This is a genomic window from Marinobacter vinifirmus, assembly GCF_002258215.1.
Taxonomy (GTDB): Bacteria; Pseudomonadota; Gammaproteobacteria; order Pseudomonadales; family Oleiphilaceae; genus Marinobacter; species Marinobacter vinifirmus.
This window is the reverse complement of the sequence record NZ_NEFY01000031.1, coordinates 1-17,069: the sequence shown is the minus strand read 5'-3', so window position 1 is coordinate 17,069 and position 17,069 is coordinate 1. Positions and strand designations below refer to the sequence as shown.

The following is a 17,069-nucleotide window of genomic DNA, read 5'->3' as shown; positions in this document are numbered from 1 at the left end:
GATCGCGGCTATACAAACGGGGTACGCTTTTCGTATCTGACAGACACCGCTGACGAGAACGATGGAAAGTCGGCAAGATTTGCCCGGACTCTGCGTGATGAGCTGCGCTTTCTGCCAGGTATTGGAACTGCTGATTCAAAGCAGGCGGTAAGCCTGAGTTTGCGGCAATTCATGGTCACACCTGAAGATATTACGGTTGAAGATCCGCAGTTCGACGACATTCCCTATGCCGGCCACCTGTCGCTCAGCGGCACACTATGGAGCTGGAACGCCGATACGATTACCGGCTTTGGTGCTCACATTGGTGTTATTGGGCCCGAAAGCGGTGCCGAGTCGGTTCAGAAATGGGTGCACAAAGCCACGGGAAGCGACAAGCCGCAAGGGTGGGGGAATCAGCTTGGAACCGATGTGGTGGGTGGCATACAGGCTGCGCATGGCCGAAAACTGTTGCAAGCCGGGCAGGGCGGCAACATTGAACAGCGTGTGTCGGTGATCGGATCCGGACTACTGTCGAGTTTTCGAACCTCCGCTAAAACCGGGTTGGTCTGGCAGCTTGGCAGACACCTTCCTATAAATTTTGTGCCGGACTACGCTGGTACCTCCTCAACCATCGCTTTGCCGGGCTCGTTCAAGGATTCGGGCAGTAGCTGGTCCGTGTATGTGGGGCTGGGTGTGGAGTATGTAGGCTATTCCTACATCGACGACAATGCCGGGGCTTATCGTTTCGACGAAGGGCCGCTGATTGGTCAGCTTGGTCTGGGCGCTACCTGGCAGTGGGATCACCTGCTGGCCGCGGTCACATTGCGTGCCTCGACGAGCGAAGACGAGCGCCATAAAGACAACTTCAGCTTTGGAACACTGTCAGTTTCTTGGGCATTGTAGAAAGGTTGGTTTTGCCCGTTGCTTACGGGATGTGGTGGCGCTTGTTCCCGCTGTTAAAAAAAAGCGAACATTCATGGCGCCTGTAATCCTCGGCTCTGTCTGCCTAGTTGAGCGCTTGGTCATTCTTCAAGAACCTAGCAAACGGTCAAATGGACTAACTGTTCCAGCTCGTCGATCGCCAATAACGTGGGTGTAGATTTCAGTCGTGCGAATATCGCTGTGGCCGCGGCTCTCCTGAACCGTTCGGATATCACTTCGGGATCTCAGTACCAAAAGCGTGGCGAAAAGTATGCGCCGTCACCCGATTGGTAATTCCGCTCGTTTGCACAGCCTGCCTTAATTGCCTCGCGTGTGTAGTGATGTCAGCAAACATAGGCAGCGATGAGGTGAACGCATCTTGTTGGGGGCGGGAATAGATAATGCCTGACCTGCCCCCAGTCTTTAATCCAACTGCTTCCTAGTAATGTCCGTTACTGCTGAATCAGTTTTGCCAAGTCGGAGAGCGGAGGCAAATTCCAGGGGTGTCTGATACCCCAGGGATGAATGCGGACGCTGCTCATTGTAGTCCAAGCGCCAATTGCTGATCTTCTCCCGGGCGTGTGCGAGATCTCGGAACCAGTGTTCATTCAGACACTCATCCCGGAATTTTCCGTTAAAGCTCTCGACGTAACCATTCTGCATCGGCTTTCCGGGCTGAATCAGCTTCAGTTCAACGCCATGACGGTAGGCCCATTGATCGAGTGCTTTGCCAGTGAATTCCGGCCCTTGGTCGGTTCTACCGGCTTTCGGGTGGCCTCGGAAGGCCGCAATGCCATCCAGGGTACGGGCTACCTGTTCACCCGAGATGCCCATGGCCGCGGGAATGTCGAGGCATTCCTTGGTGAAGTCATCCACGATCGTCAGGCATTTGATCCTGCGCCCGTTGGCCAAGGAATCCATCACGAAGTCCATGGACCACGAATGATTCGGTGCATCGGGCAACACGAGGGGCTGTCGTTCCACCATCACACCTTTACGGCGCTTGCGTTTGCGGACGGCCAGGCCTGCCTCCCGGTAAAGCCGATAAACCTTCTTGTGATTCACCTCAGCAGCAACGCCAATCAGGGCGGAATTCATGGGAGATCGATCGGGACTGATCACCAACAGAGCGCAGATGGCCAGAATTGCGCAATTAAAGAAGATGGAGTAGCCCACACCAAGCAAGTACATCAGCACCGAAGACGTCAGCAGGCAGCCAACAACACTGCCGATTGTGCTCAAGGCTGTAGCACTACCGTTGGCTTCGCTTTTTCTCGTATTCTGGTCTGCCGCGTTAAGTAGCAATGACACGGTCTGGCCAAGTAAGAACATTGGCCGTGCCATAATAGTCGGACAGAAGGCTAGCAGGTGGGTTAGAGCATTGCTGAGTACCGGGATTACCGCAGTGAGTTCCGTCACCGTCAGAACAAACCAGCTGAAGAACGGGTAGGAGAAGACCAATACCGAATAATCCTATGGCGAAAACGAGGTTGATCAACAGGGCCCTGGAAAATTTCTCGGGTGATCTCTTCCCAGCCTGATAATAGCCAAGTCCAGGGCCGCCAAAAAGCAAGTTATGAAAATTGAGGTGTAAGGCACTGATCTGCCGATAAACGCGATGGTTTGACGGTTAGTGACCATCTGAATACCTGAACTGGCCAAGCCAGGGACCGCCCCTTCCGGTCGTTTCATATGTTCCACAAACGCCTACCAAAAAAATGACGCTATCTAGCAATTGGGATTGTCAAAGCTGATAAGGGCTGGAATTCCCGCGCTTTCTGCCAATTTTGCCTTGCCGTAGCGGAGTTACTGCACCCCCGGATGCCCCGGGAACGCCCACGAGCTGGCTAATCGACGGTTTTTGATAACAGGCCTCTTAGAAAGCTAAGTATCTAGAAAATTGATCATTGGCCCTACCCCCGCTTTTGAGGGGGGTGAAACCAAAACGATTGAGATACGGTTAGAAATATCCAATAAACCCGAGCTACCAACGATAGCTCTCCCTTAGTTAGAAAGGCGGTTTTATGACCATGCAGATGACAGAAGAACAAAGAATGGCCACGGACGGCTTGAGGAAGGTTCTCGACGCTGAGATTGAGCCAAAATTGAGAGCCCACGGTGAAAAGTTTATTCCCAAAGAGATGATGAAGGGCTTCATCAAAACGTTGACAGAATATGGTCTGATCAGAGCGCCGTTCCCAGAACAGTGGGGGGGCTTAGAGATGGACTGGGTCACACATTTACGCTTGTGGGAGGAGGTTGGTGTCAGCGCAATCGATCTGGCGTTACCAATCCTTATCAATGTTTCCGGCGCAGACATGTTAATCAGAAATGCTTCTGATTCCGTGAAGGAAAAATATGTCCCCGGACTGCTCTCTGGTGAAGTTTTCATAAGCATGGGGATATCTGAGCCTGACGTCGGTTCGGACGTTGCGGCTGCAAAGACGCGTGCAGTCCGTGATGGGGATTATTGGGTCATTAATGGAGAGAAAACGTGGATTTCCAATGGAGAACATATGGATATCTTCGTATGCACCTGTAAGACCGGCGAAGGCGAATTGACACACATCCTTATCGAGGCAGATACGCCGGGCCTCGAAGTGCGTGGCATTCCTAAAATGGCGTTGAACGGACAATCAACCTCTCAAATTTTCCTCGCGGATGTACGCGTACCCGTCGAGAACACTGTCGGAGAGATCGGGCAGGGATTAAAGAACACGCTAGTAACCTTTGAGCGTGCCCGGTGTCACATGGCCGCGTGGGGCTATTCGATTGCACGGCGGGCGATGGAAGAGTCAATTAAATACAGTCAAACCCGATCTCAACATGGGAAATTGATTGCAGGTCATCAGCTGATTGCAGAGAAAATTGCCAACATGGCTACGCAGATTGATGCCGCTCGATTACTTACGCTCAGGGCAGCAGAAATGATTGATCAAGGTTTGCGGTGTGACAAAGAGTGTGCGATGGCAAAGTGGTTTAGCACAGAAATCGCGGTAAAAGCCTGTCGTGATGCGGTCCAGATCCACGGCGGTAATGGAGTTACTAAAGAGTTCATCGTAGAGCGACTAGCGAGGGAAGCAATAATTGGCCCTATTCCAGATGGAACGACTGAAATCCAAAAGCTGTTAATCGCCCGATCACTAACTGGTGTACCGGCCTTCAGTTAAAAAGCCACCAAAACAAGATGACTTGGCGAGGTAATCAAATGACGAACAGTGCCTTACTTTATGAGCAATCTGGACCCGTTGGGTGGATTAATCTAAACCGCCCGAATGAAATGAATGCGATCAATCTGCAGATGCTGGATGAGTTTGAAGAGATTTTGCCCAGGATCGCTAATGATGATGCCGTAAAAGTCATTGTTTTGACTGGAAAGGGGAGAGCCTTTTGCGCCGGTGCAGATCTGAAAGAGATCCTTAATTCTGCTCGTTTACAACCCGGAGAAGCGGATTTTATCGATCGATTGACTGAGCGCGTTTTGAATGTACTTCGTGACTTCCCTAAGCCGGTAATCGCGGCCTTGAACGGCATCACGATGGCTGGAGGCCTTGAAACCGCCATGTGTGCGGACATCGTGGTTGCGGCTGATTGCGCAAGAATCGGAGACGCGCACGCCAACTACGGCGTATACCCTGGAGCTGGCGGCGCAGCAGTTTTACCAAGAATCATTCCTCTTAACGTAGCGAAATTTCTGCTTTTCACCGGTAGCACGCTTTCTGCAGAAGAAATGAAAATTTACGGATTTGTGAATCAAGTGGTGGATCTTAATTCCCTGCGGGCTGAAACACAAAGGATTGCAGAGTTAATCGCAGAGAAAAGCCCAATTGCGCTTCAACGTATGAAAACTGTAGCGAATGAAACAGGCAGCAAGGCTCTTCACGCTGCGTTGGAGCATGAACAGGTACTTTTCCGACGCCACATGCGTTCATATGACGCTATGGAAGGCCTTAATGCATTTAGTGAAAAGCGAAGGCCTCAATTCAAAGGTTACTAAGTCGCATTTAGGTCTCAAATATTCAAACAGGAGTAGATCATGAATTTGGAAAATAAAGTAGTTGTGATTAGCGGAGGTGCATCGGGTCTAGGGCTAGCAACTGCGCGCTATCTTGTGAAAAAGAAAAAGGCAAAGGTCGCTTTACTAGATATGAACCGAGAAGCCGGACTGAATGCTGTAGAAGAGCTCGGTGATGAAAACGCGATTTTTATAGCCACTGATGTCACCGAAGAGAACGATGTGGATGCCGCGATTAGCGCAACGATCCAAAAATTTGGCGCAATCCATGTGGACATAAATGCGGCGGGGATTGTAGCCCCAAAAAAGATTCTCGATAAAAATGGAATTGCGGGCTCGATCAATAATTTTAGAAATGTAATAAACGTCAATCTAGTGGGCCTATATACAGTAATGGCCAAGTGTGCAGAAAAGATGGCACTGAATGAACCGGATCAAAATGGTGAACGGGGCGTCATTATTAACGTTTCATCGGGCGCTGCTTGGGAGGGACAGCTTGGACAGTGCGCTTATGGCGCTTCTAAGTCCGGGGTTAACGGAATCAATATTCCAGCAGCACGTGAACTAGGTTCAATCGGTGTTCGCGTCAATTCAATTGCCCCAGGATTATTCGCAACTCCGATGGTAGATGCGCTGGATTCAAAGGTGAAAAATGCCTTGATCGAAATGTGCGAAGCACCGAAACGAATGGGTAATGTTGATGAGTTTGCGTCAGCCTGCGCATTTCTAGTTGAAAATGGGTATATGAATGGTCGCTATATCCGTCTTGATGCTGCAACAGTTATGCAGGCGAAATAGCGGTAAAAGGATGTGTCCCTTTAGCCCTCAAAAATGGAGGGCTCTTTTTAAATTAATTAAAATTTAACAGTTCATTGAGGGATAAATTGTGCAAACTACCAATAAAAGCGTTGCTCAGGGAAACATAATAAATATAGCTCCTCCTAAATTTGGAGAGCTGGTTTCTATCAGTGCTGGTCTGCTCTGGACAAGGCTTACAATTCCCTCAAAGCTTGATCATATAAATATCTATCTGATTAAAGATAAAGGCGGTTGGTTTGCCATTGATAGTGGCCCAAGTTCGGATGCTAATCGGGAAATTTGGGAGGAAATAGTAAAAAAACTACCTGAGCCAAAAAAGCTCACTGGATTGTTGGTTACACACTGTCATCCTGACCATATTGGCCTCTCTGGCTGGATTCAGCAACATTTCCAAGTTCCAGTCTATGCCTCCGAGAATGAAATTTCCAAAGCCAGGCGTGACGAGTTTAGCAGGTTATCCAGTGACCATGAAAAGGATGACTTTTTCTATAGAACTTTGGGGGTTTCGAATACAGAAATACCTGAGTTAAAGAAATACGCAAGAGTAATGGATAACCTTTATGGTCCGCTCCCAGAGAAAGTAGAAATAATTGAAAAAGGCGATTCTATAATTATAGGCGAAAATGATTGGGATATTTGGTCCGGATCTGGTCATTCCGTTGAGCATATATGTCTTAAAAACGACAAGCTAGGAATATTTATCTCTGGGGACCAAGTGCTTCCAGGCATAACGCCTCATGTAGGTACGGATATAATAAGCTTAAATGACAATCCTATCAAAAATTGGCTCGAAAGCTTAACTGATCTAAAGTCATGGGTTAACCCAGATTATTTAGTTTTACCAGCGCATGAAAGGATATTTTTCAATGCAATAGCTAGGGTTGACGAGGTTTTAGAGCATCATCACAACCTGTTAAGAACGTTAATTCGAAAGCTTGATCAATGGTTAACTACAGATGAATTGTTATCTTTTGTAGGTTGGGGCGCGGTGAAAGGCTTCGGTCGCTGCCTCGCACTTGAGGAAACATTTGCGCACTTAATTTTTCTGGTCAATTCGGGAGAAGTAAAGATTCAGAAAAACGAGTCTTCTGACGCTATAGAGTTTCGCTCAATTTTAGTTGAAAAATAGTTATTTTACTGTTTTCGATTAAATAATGACCTGAGACCATAGCTTATATAAAAATAAGTCCTAACAAGCGAGGAATTTATGAAAATTAATTTCAGTAATCACATGGAAAATTTGGCAAATCGATATGGTGAATGTGAAGCTATTGTAAATATTGAGCGTAATAGGCGATACAGCTTCGCAGAGTTTCATGCACTGACTAACAGAATTGTAAACATGATGACGTCTTTAGGGCTCGGTGCTGGTGATAGGTTTGTTAATATTTTGGATAACGACAATCTTTCGTTACTTCATGCTCCTACTATTTTTAAAGGTTGTGTGACCGGAGCTTTTACAAACTTTAGAGATTCCTTGGAAGAACATGCTTGGCAAGTTGAAGCTTCTGGTGCCAAAGTGGCATTTATTGAAAATGAGCTCCTCGACTCTCATTACAAGATGCTACGGGATAGAAACGTTACTGTGATTGTAATGGATGAGCCTAAAGAAAGTCTTGATGGTGTTTTCTATTTCTGGGATTTGGTCAACAAGGCGTCGGATCATAATCCAGATATAGTCGTTGATGACAGAGAACATTGCGCAATAATTCGGTTTACAGGAGGTACAACAGGTAAGGGTAAACCAGCAATGTACAGCATTGATAACTGGCTTAGCTGCCGTGACACGGCATTTGCCTTGCAAGATAAGGATGCATGGATCAAAAATCCCAGATGCATTCATATTGCACCAATAAGTCACGGAAGTGGTATGTTATTTTTGCCAACGTTGTATTCTGGTGGTTGCACCATTACACAAAATGAACCTGACTTGAATCTATACTGCAAAAACATTGAAAAAGAAAAAGCGACGCTCACGTTTCTTGTTCCCACGATACTTTATCGTATGCTTGAGATCGATTCAGATTTGAGTTCTCTGAGGTTCGTGATCTATGGCGCTGCGCCTATGAGTCCCGGAAAGCTTAAAAAGTTGCAAGAAAAACTTGGGAATATTTTTGTTCAGTGTTATGGCTCTACCGAACATTTTGGTTTTGCATCGAACATGGGGACGAGTCAGCATTTGATTAATAAAGAAGAAGATGAGGTTAGGCTTAGTTCAGCTGGGCAGCCGACCCCTGGCGTTGAATGCATAATCGTGAACGAAAAAGGTGAGAAGGTCCACAAGGGAGAAACCGGTGAGGTTTGGCTACGTTCCCGAAGTATCTGTCTCGGATATTTAAATGCTCCGGAGCAAACCGCCGATGAGTTTAAGGACGGATTTTGGAAGTCGGGCGACCTTGGTTATATGGATGATGAAGGGTTTATTTACTTGGTTGACCGAAAAAAAGATATGATTATTTCAGGTGGGTTTAACGTTTATGCTAATGAAGTCGAAGCGGCACTTAATAGCCATCCTTCAGTTTTAATGTCGGCAGTTGTTGGCATCCCGCATGAAGAATGGGGCGAGGCGGTTCATGCTGAGGTTACTTTACGCGAAGGTTGTGATGTAGGTGAAGATGAATTAGTTGCGCATGTTAAAGGTCTGATCGGTGGTTACAAAGCGCCAAAATCTCTAATGATTGTCGACCAGCTTCCTACTAGTGTGGTTGGTAAGGTCTTACGCAGGAAAGTGCGTGAAAGATACTGGAAAGGTGAACGGAAAATTTCGTAATGGCAAGGTAAAAAAGTCATAAATCATAGTGACAATAAATGTCAAATTTGTGATTTAAAATTTGTAATCTCGGAGAAATATAATGGAAGATATTTTTGTCGCCGGCGTTGGTATGACAAAATTTGGTCGTCATTTTGATCATAGTTATAAGGAACTGGCGAGAGAGGCTATCGAGCAGGCGCTTACTGATGCTGGAGCTAGCAAGGCTGATGTAAAGCAAGCATTTTTCGCCTCTTGTGTTATCGGTTTAATGCATGATCAACATATGATTCCTGGTCACGTTGCTTTGCGGTCGATGGGATTTGAGGGCATTCCTATCTTTAACCTTGAGGGGGCTTGCGCATCTGCTAGCACAGCCCTTCATTTGGCCGAGAACGCTATTAGGAGTGGGTCTTGTGACATTGCAATTGCTGTGGGCGTAGAGAAAATGAACAGCCCTGATAAGGCAAAAATGTTTTCGGCGTTTGACTCTGCTTGGGATGTTGAAACCGTGAGTGATAACCGGGACATCCTCTTAAAGATGGGGGAGGGAGTCGAATGCCCGGAGGGCTCTCAGTCCCCTAGACCATATTCCATGTTTATGGATGTGTATGCAGCGTTCTCCCGTTTTCATATGAAAACATTCGGAACGACCCAAAGACAAATCGCTGCGGTATCCGCAAAAAACCATCGACACTCTGTTCATAATCCTCTCTCGCAGTATCAGGTTGCGTATACTATCGAGGAGGTTTTGGCTGCGCCGCCTATAACCTACCCACTTACATTGCCGATGTGCGCTCCGATTTCGGATGGCGCGGCGGCTGCGGTTTTGTGTAGCGCCGAGGGGCTAAAGAGGCTTAAGGGGGACAGCTCAAGAGCCATTAGGCTGCTTGCCAGTGTTGTGCGATCTAGCTCAGATAGAAGTTTCGATGATTTTGAAAATCACCTAACTGCTTTAGCTGCTAAAGATGCTTATGAAAAGGCTGGCGTTGCTCCAACCGATGTTGACGTTGCCGAGGTTCACGATGCGACTGCGATGGGGGAAATAATACAGGCCGAGAATCTCCAGCTAGCGCCATACGGTGGGGCTGGTTGGGCTGCTGAAGCTGGCGAGTTCACTGTAGGAGGCCGAATTCCCATCAATCCATCGGGCGGTCTGGAATCCAAAGGGCACCCGATTGGCGCAACCGGAATCGGGCAAGTTTATGAGCTAGTGACTCAATTGAGAGGCGAGGCTGGAAAAAGACAAGTCGAAGATGCTCAAATCGCCATTCAAGAAAATGGCGGCGGCATTTACGGAGTTGAGGAAGCTACAGCTGTAGTAAATATTTTTTCTAAATAGTACAAACTTAGCATGGGCCATGTCGGGGCGCATATAAAGTGTCCCGCCATGGCAACTCAATCTTGTCGACCTGTTGGCTCAATGGATCAATTGGATTATTTGAGCCTGAAGCTTTTGTGTTGTCGTTCCCCTACTCTACAGGATGATTTAGTGCGCCGTCTGATTAATATGAGCTAGGATAGAAATTTTTCTGTAAGTAAGAGAAGTATTCGATTGTGCCCATGCCGATAGCTCCATTCAATCTGACCCTATACGATCAATTGATACTCCATGGCGGGTGCCGAGCCAGCACTTTGATCAAACGCCTAGTTCATCGTGTCAGTCTTCATTTCTTAGGGAATGCATGCGAGACGGTCCAAGGGATATCAAGCTTGCTTCAGGTTAACACTCAAATGGTATTCAAGTGGCGCAAGCGCTACAGTGTGCATGATTTTAAAGGGTTTTATGATTCCCCGCGCCTGAGCCAGCACCGAAAACTGAACCGTGGAGACGTCAAAATTTATGAGCACACGGTTCACCAGGTTCCGATACAAGCCTTGCACTGGAGTATCAGCCTCACGCGAACATGCTGGGGGGGCGTGTTGGCAAGTGCATCAGCTGAAGAATGCGTTAAATTTGAAGCCGCAACGGCTCATTACGTTAAAATCACGAATAATCCGTATTTTTTCGAGAACGTTTGTGGCATTGTCGGCCTCTATCTGAATGCGCTGGTCCTCTCTGTTGATGAAAAGACCCAATTTCAGACGTTCGATCGAACACACCCAAATCTACAGCTCAAGCCAGGCCAAGTTGAGCGTCATACTTACGATTACGAGCAACATAGCACGACAAGCCTTTACGCGGACCTCAACATTTTGACGGACGAAGTGATTGGCCGTGTCACCCAGCGTCATCACGCCTTGGAATTTTTAGATGTTTTAAGACAGATCGATTGGGAAGCCCCGCAGGATCTGCAGCTGTATGTCATCCTAGATAGCAACTCTTCTCACAACACCTCGGAGGTCAAAGCCTGGCTCGCCAAGAATCCTCGGTTCAAGGTGCATTTCACCCCAACCAGCGCGTCGTGGTTGAATGAGGTTGATAAGTGGTTTGGTCAACTGGATCGGCGCGAACTTTATCGAGGAAATTTAACCAGCGTTGGTGAATCGAAGTCAGGGATTAAGAAGTGTATCAAGGTTCACAACGAAAAACTGGCCAATCCCTTCCGGTGGAATAAAACTACTGCACACGATTGTATCATTGGCATGGGCAAGTTTGCGCTTAATCGATAATAAGCGTGTAAATTTAATAGGCGCTATATTTGGTGGGCTGGAATGAGGCAAAAACAAGATCTAAGAGGCATGCGACATCATCTGAGTTCGAATTGGCGCCTGCCGTTGATTCCGACCAAACTTTCGCCGCCAAGGAGGTCTCAGCCTCTCTTTTCCCGAAAACGGCTGGAGAGTCTTGCCCCGGCAATCATGAAGCATGCTTTGACACTAGTCCAGGCGCCTGCAGGGTATGGAAAGACTACACTCGTTGGCCAATGGGCGGACATGTATCGAGGTGAAGATAAGCTTGTAGCTTGGTTAAGTCTCTCAGAAGAAGACAACTCAGAAAAGCGATTCTTATCATATCTCATTGCCTCACTGTCAATAACGAAGTCGAATTTCTGCAATGAATCTATTTTAGCGATTAACTCTGAACTATCTTCATCGATTGAAGTTGTTGAATCGATTTTGCTCGCCGAGTTAGAGGCCTCTCGTGAGGAAATCCTACTTACATTAGACGACTACCACTGCATTACTAATCCTGAAATTCACTCGCTAATGTTGCGTCTGATACAGAATCGACCCGAAAATCTCCATATTATCATTGCAACCAGATCCGAAATTCCCATACGGCTATCTAAGCTGAAGTTGGAAAACCAATTGTTAATCTTGGGTGTCTCTGATCTTCGAATGGATTTTAGTGAGCTTGAGATTTTTCTAAACGAAGTTGTTGAGTTGGATCTACCTAAGAACGTCGCGAGATTGCTTTACGAAGTTAGCGAGGGATGGGTTGCCGGCGTGCAAATGGCGGCTTTGTCACCAAGGCTTCGCAAAGAACCAAAACAATTCCTTAATGAATTTGCAAGCGGCTCGAAGGATCTTAAAAACTACCTCCATGAGGTATTAGTGGAACTATTACCTTCAGATTGTGAGGAAGCCCTTTTACGCTGCTCAATTTTAGAGCGTTTCAACGTATCGCTATGCGAGGTGGTTGGTGGGGTAAGCGATGGGAATACCTTTTTAGAGAAATTGTCTCGGTTGAATTTGTTTATATTTTCGCTTGATGACAATAATGAGTGGTTCCGGCTTCATCGGTTATTTTCTGATTTTCTTCGAGAACGTTTGGGTCAGTTAGGTAAAAAGGAGGTGTTAGCCCTTCATCGTCTTGCTTGCAACTGGTTCGTCGCTCATGAGTTGTGGTCTGAAGCAGTGAGTCACGCTTTAGCCATTGGTAATTCAGATCTTGCTAAAACGTTCATCGAACGCTGTGCATCGGAAATGCTAGAAAAAAGCCGAACGGCCACACTGGTCAATTGGGGAAAGCAAATACCAGAGCATGAGTTGAGCAAGAATATTGACATACGCTTGGCAATCGTCCGGGCTCAGATGCTAATGATGGAGCTTCCTCCCATTCATGGCTTGCTTCATGAGATAGAGTCTGATTTGCAGAAAAGTGATGATGTTGATTTGATGGAAAGAAAAGAGGATTTGCAAAAACAAATACAGACAACGTCATCGCTACTGGCACTACTTGAGGACCGATTGGAAGACGCTAGGCGCTCTGCGGAGCCATTGATGGAAGCGCCTAGCGAGCTCAATAGATTTGAGTACGAAGTGGTCTTCAATGTCCTAGGCTATATTTATCTCCATCAAATGCGCTTTGATGAGATAGTTGAGGTACAGCGGCAAGCAGCTCGAATGACCAATAAGCTTCACTTTGGTGAGGGATACCGAAAAAGTTTTGAAGGCTTGGCCTGGTTCTGGCGTGGACGCTTAGATAGAGCTAAAGCATTGCTAGGCGAGTCTTTAGCGATTTCTGAAAAAATCGCCGGTCGGCGTTCGATGGCTTCTGTGACAGCCATCGCGAACTTGGCCGAGCTTTGCTATGAGCGTAACGAAATAGAGGAGGCGGAGGAATTATTAGCATCTGCAATGACGGGCTCTTTGGACGCCTGCCTATTGATAACAGCACAAACCATTTATTCGCTTCTTGCTCGAATAAGTAAGCTGCGCGGAGAAAAAGCAGAATCTTGGATATTACTGGATAAGCTCGAAAAGGTTGCCATGAAAAGAGGGTGGGTCCGACTGGAGGGCCACTGCTATGCAGAGCGTATTCAGTCTGATATATGGGAGGGTGATGGAATATCAGCAACTAGAGAGCTAGGGCGTTTTGAACAGTATCTTGAGACCGTGAATCCGGATGTTATTGCTCAAGAACTCCTACATGATGATTGGCTAATATCGAAGGCACGAATTGAACTCCTTAATCAACCATCTAAGGGTTTTATAAAGGAGTTGCATGAGCGTATTACTGTTCTAGACCGTCAGGGTGCGCTTTATCGTAGTGCTAAATTCAGAATGCTGGCTGCGCTTGGAGAGTGGAAAATTGGCCAAACCAAGGCGGCTAAGAAAAGCTTAATTCCAGCACTCGCACTAGGTCAAGCGCAAGGCATGTTTAGAACCTTTGCAGATGAACTTCAAGGTGGGCAGCATCTTCTAAAAAATATTGCTTCAAGTTTAGACGCACACGAAATGCGGTTGATGCCTTATATTGAAGGCTTAGTAAACAATATGGAACCTGCACCAAAATTGTTAGGCAATTTTGAAAAAGACCTTGAATCTGACTCGTTACCATCTGACATTTCTGATCTCGAACTCTTGAGTGCATCAGAGGTTACTGAAAGGGAGCGTGAGATTCTGGAACTAATTGGGGATGGTCTATTTAATAAGGAGGTTGCGAACCTATTAGGAATATCCGAGGGTACTGTCAAATGGCACCTAAAAAACCTATACAGTAAATTGGGCGTTTCCAGCCGAACTCAAGCCTTAAAAAGGGCGCATAGTCTAAAACTGATAAATTAACCTTCCGTCCCTGTCCCGCCCTTTCGAGGGGGGGAAGGTTGTTTATTTTTGGTTAGTATTTTGGGTCGCGAGAGTAAAGTAATACTGCTGAATTAAATGCCATTTCGATCGAAAGCATCTCGGAATATTAGGAGTTTTTATGGGGCCTCTTGAGGGAGTCAAAGTTGTAGAGTTTGCAGGGATTGGTCCAGCACCGATAGTGGGTATGCTGTTAGCTGACTTGGGAGCCCAAGTTGTGCTAATTGAACGCAAAGTGATGAATTCAAACGCTGCAACAGTTGATCCCACTTTGATGGGAAAGGCTGCATTTTTTAAACGAGGTAAGAAGTCAATCACACTAAACCTCAGCAAATGTAGTGATGTTGAGGCTGCTTTGAGTTTAGTTGCAAAGGCTGATGTGCTCGTGGAGGGTTTCCGCCCTGGCGTTATGGAGAGATTGGGGATTGGACCAGAGGTATGCCTCGAAAAAAATCCAAAACTAATCTACGGTCGGATGACTGGATGGGGACAGACGGGACCGCTAGCGCCTTCGGCCGGTCATGACCTGAACTTTTCTGCCATCACAGGAGCTCTTTTTTACGGCGGTTTGCCAGGGGATATTCCGTTCCCGACGCCAACTTTGCAGGGTGATGTGGGGGGAGGGAGCATGTCTTTGGCGCTCGGTATCCTATCTGCACTGTTTCATGTCAATAAAACTGGCCAAGGTCAAGTGATTGATGCGGCTATTTCTGATGGTGTAATTTATAACATGATGCTTCTGGCCAGTTTGAGGGAACAAGGAGTCATTAGTGATGGCGACCGTAATGACTTTTTCAGTGGTGCGGCTCCGTGGTGCAGCACTTATCGGTGTGCCGATGATCGCTTTATTACCGTTCAAGCATTAGAGCCTAATTTTTACCAAAAGCTAATTTCTATTTGTGGTTTTAGCGATGATCCAGACTTTGTAGACCAATACGATAAGAGTTGCTGGCAGATAGCGAAGAAGAAGATGTCAGCGTATTTTGGCTCCCGTACGCAGGCTGAATGTTGTTCGCTTTTGGAGGGAACAGACGCTTGTTTCGCTCCGATTTTGAATCTTTCTGAGGCTGCAAATCATCCTCATAATCAGGCGCGTGAAAGCTTCATTCGTATCGACGGAGTGCTGCAGCCTGCACCCGCACCTAAGTTTAGTCTCACTAAGCAGGTGGTTGGTAGTATACCTGATTTGGGTGAGCACAATGACAATATTTTGGGACCGCTAGGTTTGTATAACAAATCCAATCTCTCTGATTGATATCAGAATCTGAGCCTGTAAACCAAATTGTGTAACTGCCCACGACTGAGTAATCTTTTCAAAAGGATACCATCGTGGGTAGTAACCGTCCGGTAAACCCATCTTGAGCCAGGCGCTGCGGCCGTCAGGATAGTGTCCACTTATTTTTAAGTGGACACTTAACATGACCAACATAAGCGTAACCAAGCCCTACCAAAAACGTCGTCGTTACTCCAAAGAGCTGAAGGCTCGTATCGTCGCCGAATGTCTGAAGCCCGGGGCGTCTGTTTCCCGGATTTCGCTGGATAACGGTCTCAACGCCAACATGGTCCGGCGCTGGATGAGCGAAGCGCGAAGGGCGGCTAAAACTCCGGAAGCACCTGGATTCGTTCCGGTCCGTCTGCCAGCCGTAGCGCCTGTGCCGGACACCCTGTCAGTCTCGAATCAATGTAGCACCATCCGCATCAAGATTCCCCGCGCCGGTGGTGCGGTTGTGGTGGAGTGGCCTGCGGAGCAAGCCCATCAGTGTGCGGCTTTGCTTCGGGATCTGTTGGGATGATCCGCATTGATGAGATCTGGCTGGCCACCGAACCGCTGGATATGCGGGCCGGACCCGACAAGGCCCTGGCGCGGGTTATTCAGGTATTCGGTTCGGCTAAACCCCATTGCGCCTACCTGTTCGCCAACAAGCGAGGCAATCGGATGAAGGTGCTGATCCATGATGGCCTGGGCATCTGGTTGTGCGCCCGCCGGCTGAACCGGGGTAAATTCCACTGGGGCGAAACCTGGCGCGGTGACCAACTGCGCCTGACCGAGGAACAGTTGTCTGCCTTGGTTCAGGGCCTGCCCTGGCAGCGCATTGGCGCGGAGGGCGTCATCTGCATCCTGTAATCACAAGTGCTGTGATGCCGCTATAGCCAGAACCGCGAATCGCCTGCCGAACAGGGACTTGGCATACTAGGCGGCATGACTCAGCGCCCCGATATCAACCAACTCTCAGCCGATCAGCTCCGCGCTCTGGCGACGGAACTGATGGACTCTCTGGACGCCAAGGATCAAGCCTTGGGCCGGAAGGAGCGGGAGTTGGTGCGCCGCAATGCCATCATCGAGAAGCTGACCCACGAAGTCGCCGTCCTCAAACGTCACAAGTTCGCCCGCCGCAGTGAGCAACTCGATGCCGTTCAGGGCAAGCTCCTGGACGAGCTGATCGACAGCGACCTGGCCGCCATCGAAGCCGAGCTGGACCAGGCGATGACTGAGGAGCAGAAGGCCGCTCGACCCAAGCAGAAGCCCAAGCGCACCCCGCTGCCACCGGAGCTGCCCCGTACCCTGATCCACCACGAACCGGACAATACCCGGTGCCAGTGTGGCTGCCAGCTCAAGCGTATTGGCGAAGACATCAGCGAGAAGCTGGATTACGTCCCGGGCGAGTTCACGGTGGAGCGCCACATCCGGGGCAAGTGGGCCTGCAACCAGTGCGAGACCTTGGTCCAGGCACCGGTACCACCGCAGGTGATCGACAAGGGCATCCCCACCGCCGGCCTGCTGGCTCAGGTGTTGGTGGCCAAGTACGCGGACCACCTGCCACTGTACCGTCAGGAACGCATCTTCGGCCGTGCCGGCCTGGAAATACCCCGTTCAACACTCGCCGAATGGGTCGGTGCCTGCGGTGTGCAGTTGCAGCCCCTGGCAGATGCGTTGAGAAACGCCTTGCTGGAACACAACGTTCTGCACGCCGATGAAACGCCGGTCAGCATGTTGGCTCCGGGTAAGAAGAAAACCCACAAGGCCTACGTCTGGGCTTACTGCACCACACCGTTCTCGGACCTGAAAGCCACCGTTTACGACTTCGCCCCAAGCCGGGCGGGTGAACACGCCCG

At 48.2% G+C, this 17,069-nt stretch carries 13 protein-coding genes and 1 pseudogene; 13 read left to right on the top strand and 1 reads right to left on the bottom strand.

All coding sequences use genetic code 11. The features are described from left to right. The coding region (locus tag B9Q17_RS16905) for a lipid A deacylase LpxR family protein (RefSeq protein ID WP_094626092.1) at positions 1 to 882 on the top strand (882 nt) is incomplete at its 5' end. Positions 883 to 1,323: 441 nt separating this feature from the next. Here the strand turns inward: B9Q17_RS16905 and B9Q17_RS16895 are convergent. Further along, positions 1,324 to 1,965: pseudogene (locus B9Q17_RS16895) on the bottom strand (IS3 family transposase); the annotation flags it as partial. A 959-nt stretch (positions 1,966 to 2,924) separates the two neighbouring features. Here B9Q17_RS16895 and B9Q17_RS16885 point away from each other — a divergent pair. The 12 genes from B9Q17_RS16885 to tnpC form a co-directional block, all read left to right on the top strand. Beyond that, on the top strand, positions 2,925 to 4,070 hold the full coding sequence (locus B9Q17_RS16885; protein ID WP_053114414.1) for an acyl-CoA dehydrogenase family protein: 1,146 nt from the start codon (positions 2,925 to 2,927) through the stop codon (positions 4,068 to 4,070). Between the two features lie 38 nt (positions 4,071 to 4,108). Continuing rightward, positions 4,109 to 4,897, top strand: a complete 789-nt coding sequence (locus tag B9Q17_RS16880) for an enoyl-CoA hydratase/isomerase family protein (protein WP_058091432.1) — start codon at positions 4,109 to 4,111, stop codon at positions 4,895 to 4,897. Between the two features lie 39 nt (positions 4,898 to 4,936). Beyond that, a complete protein-coding gene (locus B9Q17_RS16875) occupies positions 4,937 to 5,713 on the top strand; it encodes an SDR family NAD(P)-dependent oxidoreductase (RefSeq protein ID WP_094626091.1) in 777 nt (258 codons plus the stop codon). Between the two features lie 88 nt (positions 5,714 to 5,801). Beyond that, the gene (locus B9Q17_RS16870) at positions 5,802 to 6,863 is read left to right on the top strand and encodes an MBL fold metallo-hydrolase (RefSeq protein ID WP_167373050.1); all 1,062 of its coding nucleotides are present in this window, start codon (positions 5,802 to 5,804) and stop codon (positions 6,861 to 6,863) included. 78 nt (positions 6,864 to 6,941) lie between these two features. Next, positions 6,942 to 8,504: a class I adenylate-forming enzyme family protein gene (locus B9Q17_RS16865; protein ID WP_094626089.1), complete on the top strand. Its 1,563-nt coding sequence runs from the start codon at positions 6,942 to 6,944 to the stop codon at positions 8,502 to 8,504. Positions 8,505 to 8,586: 82 nt separating this feature from the next. Continuing rightward, the gene (locus B9Q17_RS16860) at positions 8,587 to 9,825 is read left to right on the top strand and encodes a thiolase family protein (RefSeq protein WP_094626088.1); all 1,239 of its coding nucleotides are present in this window, start codon (positions 8,587 to 8,589) and stop codon (positions 9,823 to 9,825) included. 371 nt (positions 9,826 to 10,196) lie between these two features. Beyond that, complete coding sequence (locus B9Q17_RS16855) at positions 10,197 to 11,096, top strand: IS630 family transposase (RefSeq protein WP_167373049.1); 900 nt, start codon at positions 10,197 to 10,199, stop codon at positions 11,094 to 11,096. Positions 11,097 to 11,138: 42 nt separating this feature from the next. Further along, positions 11,139 to 13,937, top strand: a complete 2,799-nt coding sequence (locus B9Q17_RS16850; RefSeq protein WP_094626086.1) for a winged helix-turn-helix domain-containing protein — start codon at positions 11,139 to 11,141, stop codon at positions 13,935 to 13,937. Positions 13,938 to 14,076: 139 nt separating this feature from the next. Further along, positions 14,077 to 15,210 carry a CaiB/BaiF CoA transferase family protein gene (locus tag B9Q17_RS16845; protein ID WP_094626085.1) on the top strand — a complete coding sequence of 378 codons (1,134 nt, stop codon included), beginning with the start codon at positions 14,077 to 14,079 and terminating at the stop codon, positions 15,208 to 15,210. Between the two features lie 163 nt (positions 15,211 to 15,373). After that, complete coding sequence (gene tnpA / locus B9Q17_RS16840; RefSeq protein ID WP_094624791.1) at positions 15,374 to 15,748, top strand: IS66-like element accessory protein TnpA; 375 nt, start codon at positions 15,374 to 15,376, stop codon at positions 15,746 to 15,748. Then, positions 15,745 to 16,080: an IS66 family insertion sequence element accessory protein TnpB gene (gene tnpB / locus B9Q17_RS16835; RefSeq protein WP_022990718.1), complete on the top strand. Its 336-nt coding sequence runs from the start codon at positions 15,745 to 15,747 to the stop codon at positions 16,078 to 16,080. The genes tnpA and tnpB overlap by 4 nt, the downstream gene beginning before the upstream one ends. A gap of 75 nt (positions 16,081 to 16,155) precedes the next feature. Further along, the coding region (tnpC, locus tag B9Q17_RS16830) for an IS66 family transposase (RefSeq protein WP_154707622.1) at positions 16,156 to 17,069 on the top strand (914 nt) is incomplete at its 3' end.

Bases quoted from the DNA above. Each gene is read 5' to 3' on its own strand.
- B9Q17_RS16885 (WP_053114414.1), top strand. From the start codon at position 2,925: ATGACCATGCAGATGACAGAAGAACAAAGAATGGCCACGGACGGCTTG.
- B9Q17_RS16880 (WP_058091432.1), top strand. From the start codon at position 4,109: ATGACGAACAGTGCCTTACTTTATGAGCAATCTGGACCCGTTGGGTGG.
- B9Q17_RS16875 (WP_094626091.1), top strand. From the start codon at position 4,937: ATGAATTTGGAAAATAAAGTAGTTGTGATTAGCGGAGGTGCATCGGGT.
- B9Q17_RS16865 (WP_094626089.1), top strand. From the start codon at position 6,942: ATGAAAATTAATTTCAGTAATCACATGGAAAATTTGGCAAATCGATAT.
- B9Q17_RS16860 (WP_094626088.1), top strand. From the start codon at position 8,587: ATGGAAGATATTTTTGTCGCCGGCGTTGGTATGACAAAATTTGGTCGT.
- B9Q17_RS16850 (WP_094626086.1), top strand. From the start codon at position 11,139: ATGAGGCAAAAACAAGATCTAAGAGGCATGCGACATCATCTGAGTTCG.
- B9Q17_RS16845 (WP_094626085.1), top strand. From the start codon at position 14,077: ATGGGGCCTCTTGAGGGAGTCAAAGTTGTAGAGTTTGCAGGGATTGGT.
- tnpA (WP_094624791.1), top strand. From the start codon at position 15,374: ATGACCAACATAAGCGTAACCAAGCCCTACCAAAAACGTCGTCGTTAC.
- tnpB (WP_022990718.1), top strand. From the start codon at position 15,745: ATGATCCGCATTGATGAGATCTGGCTGGCCACCGAACCGCTGGATATG.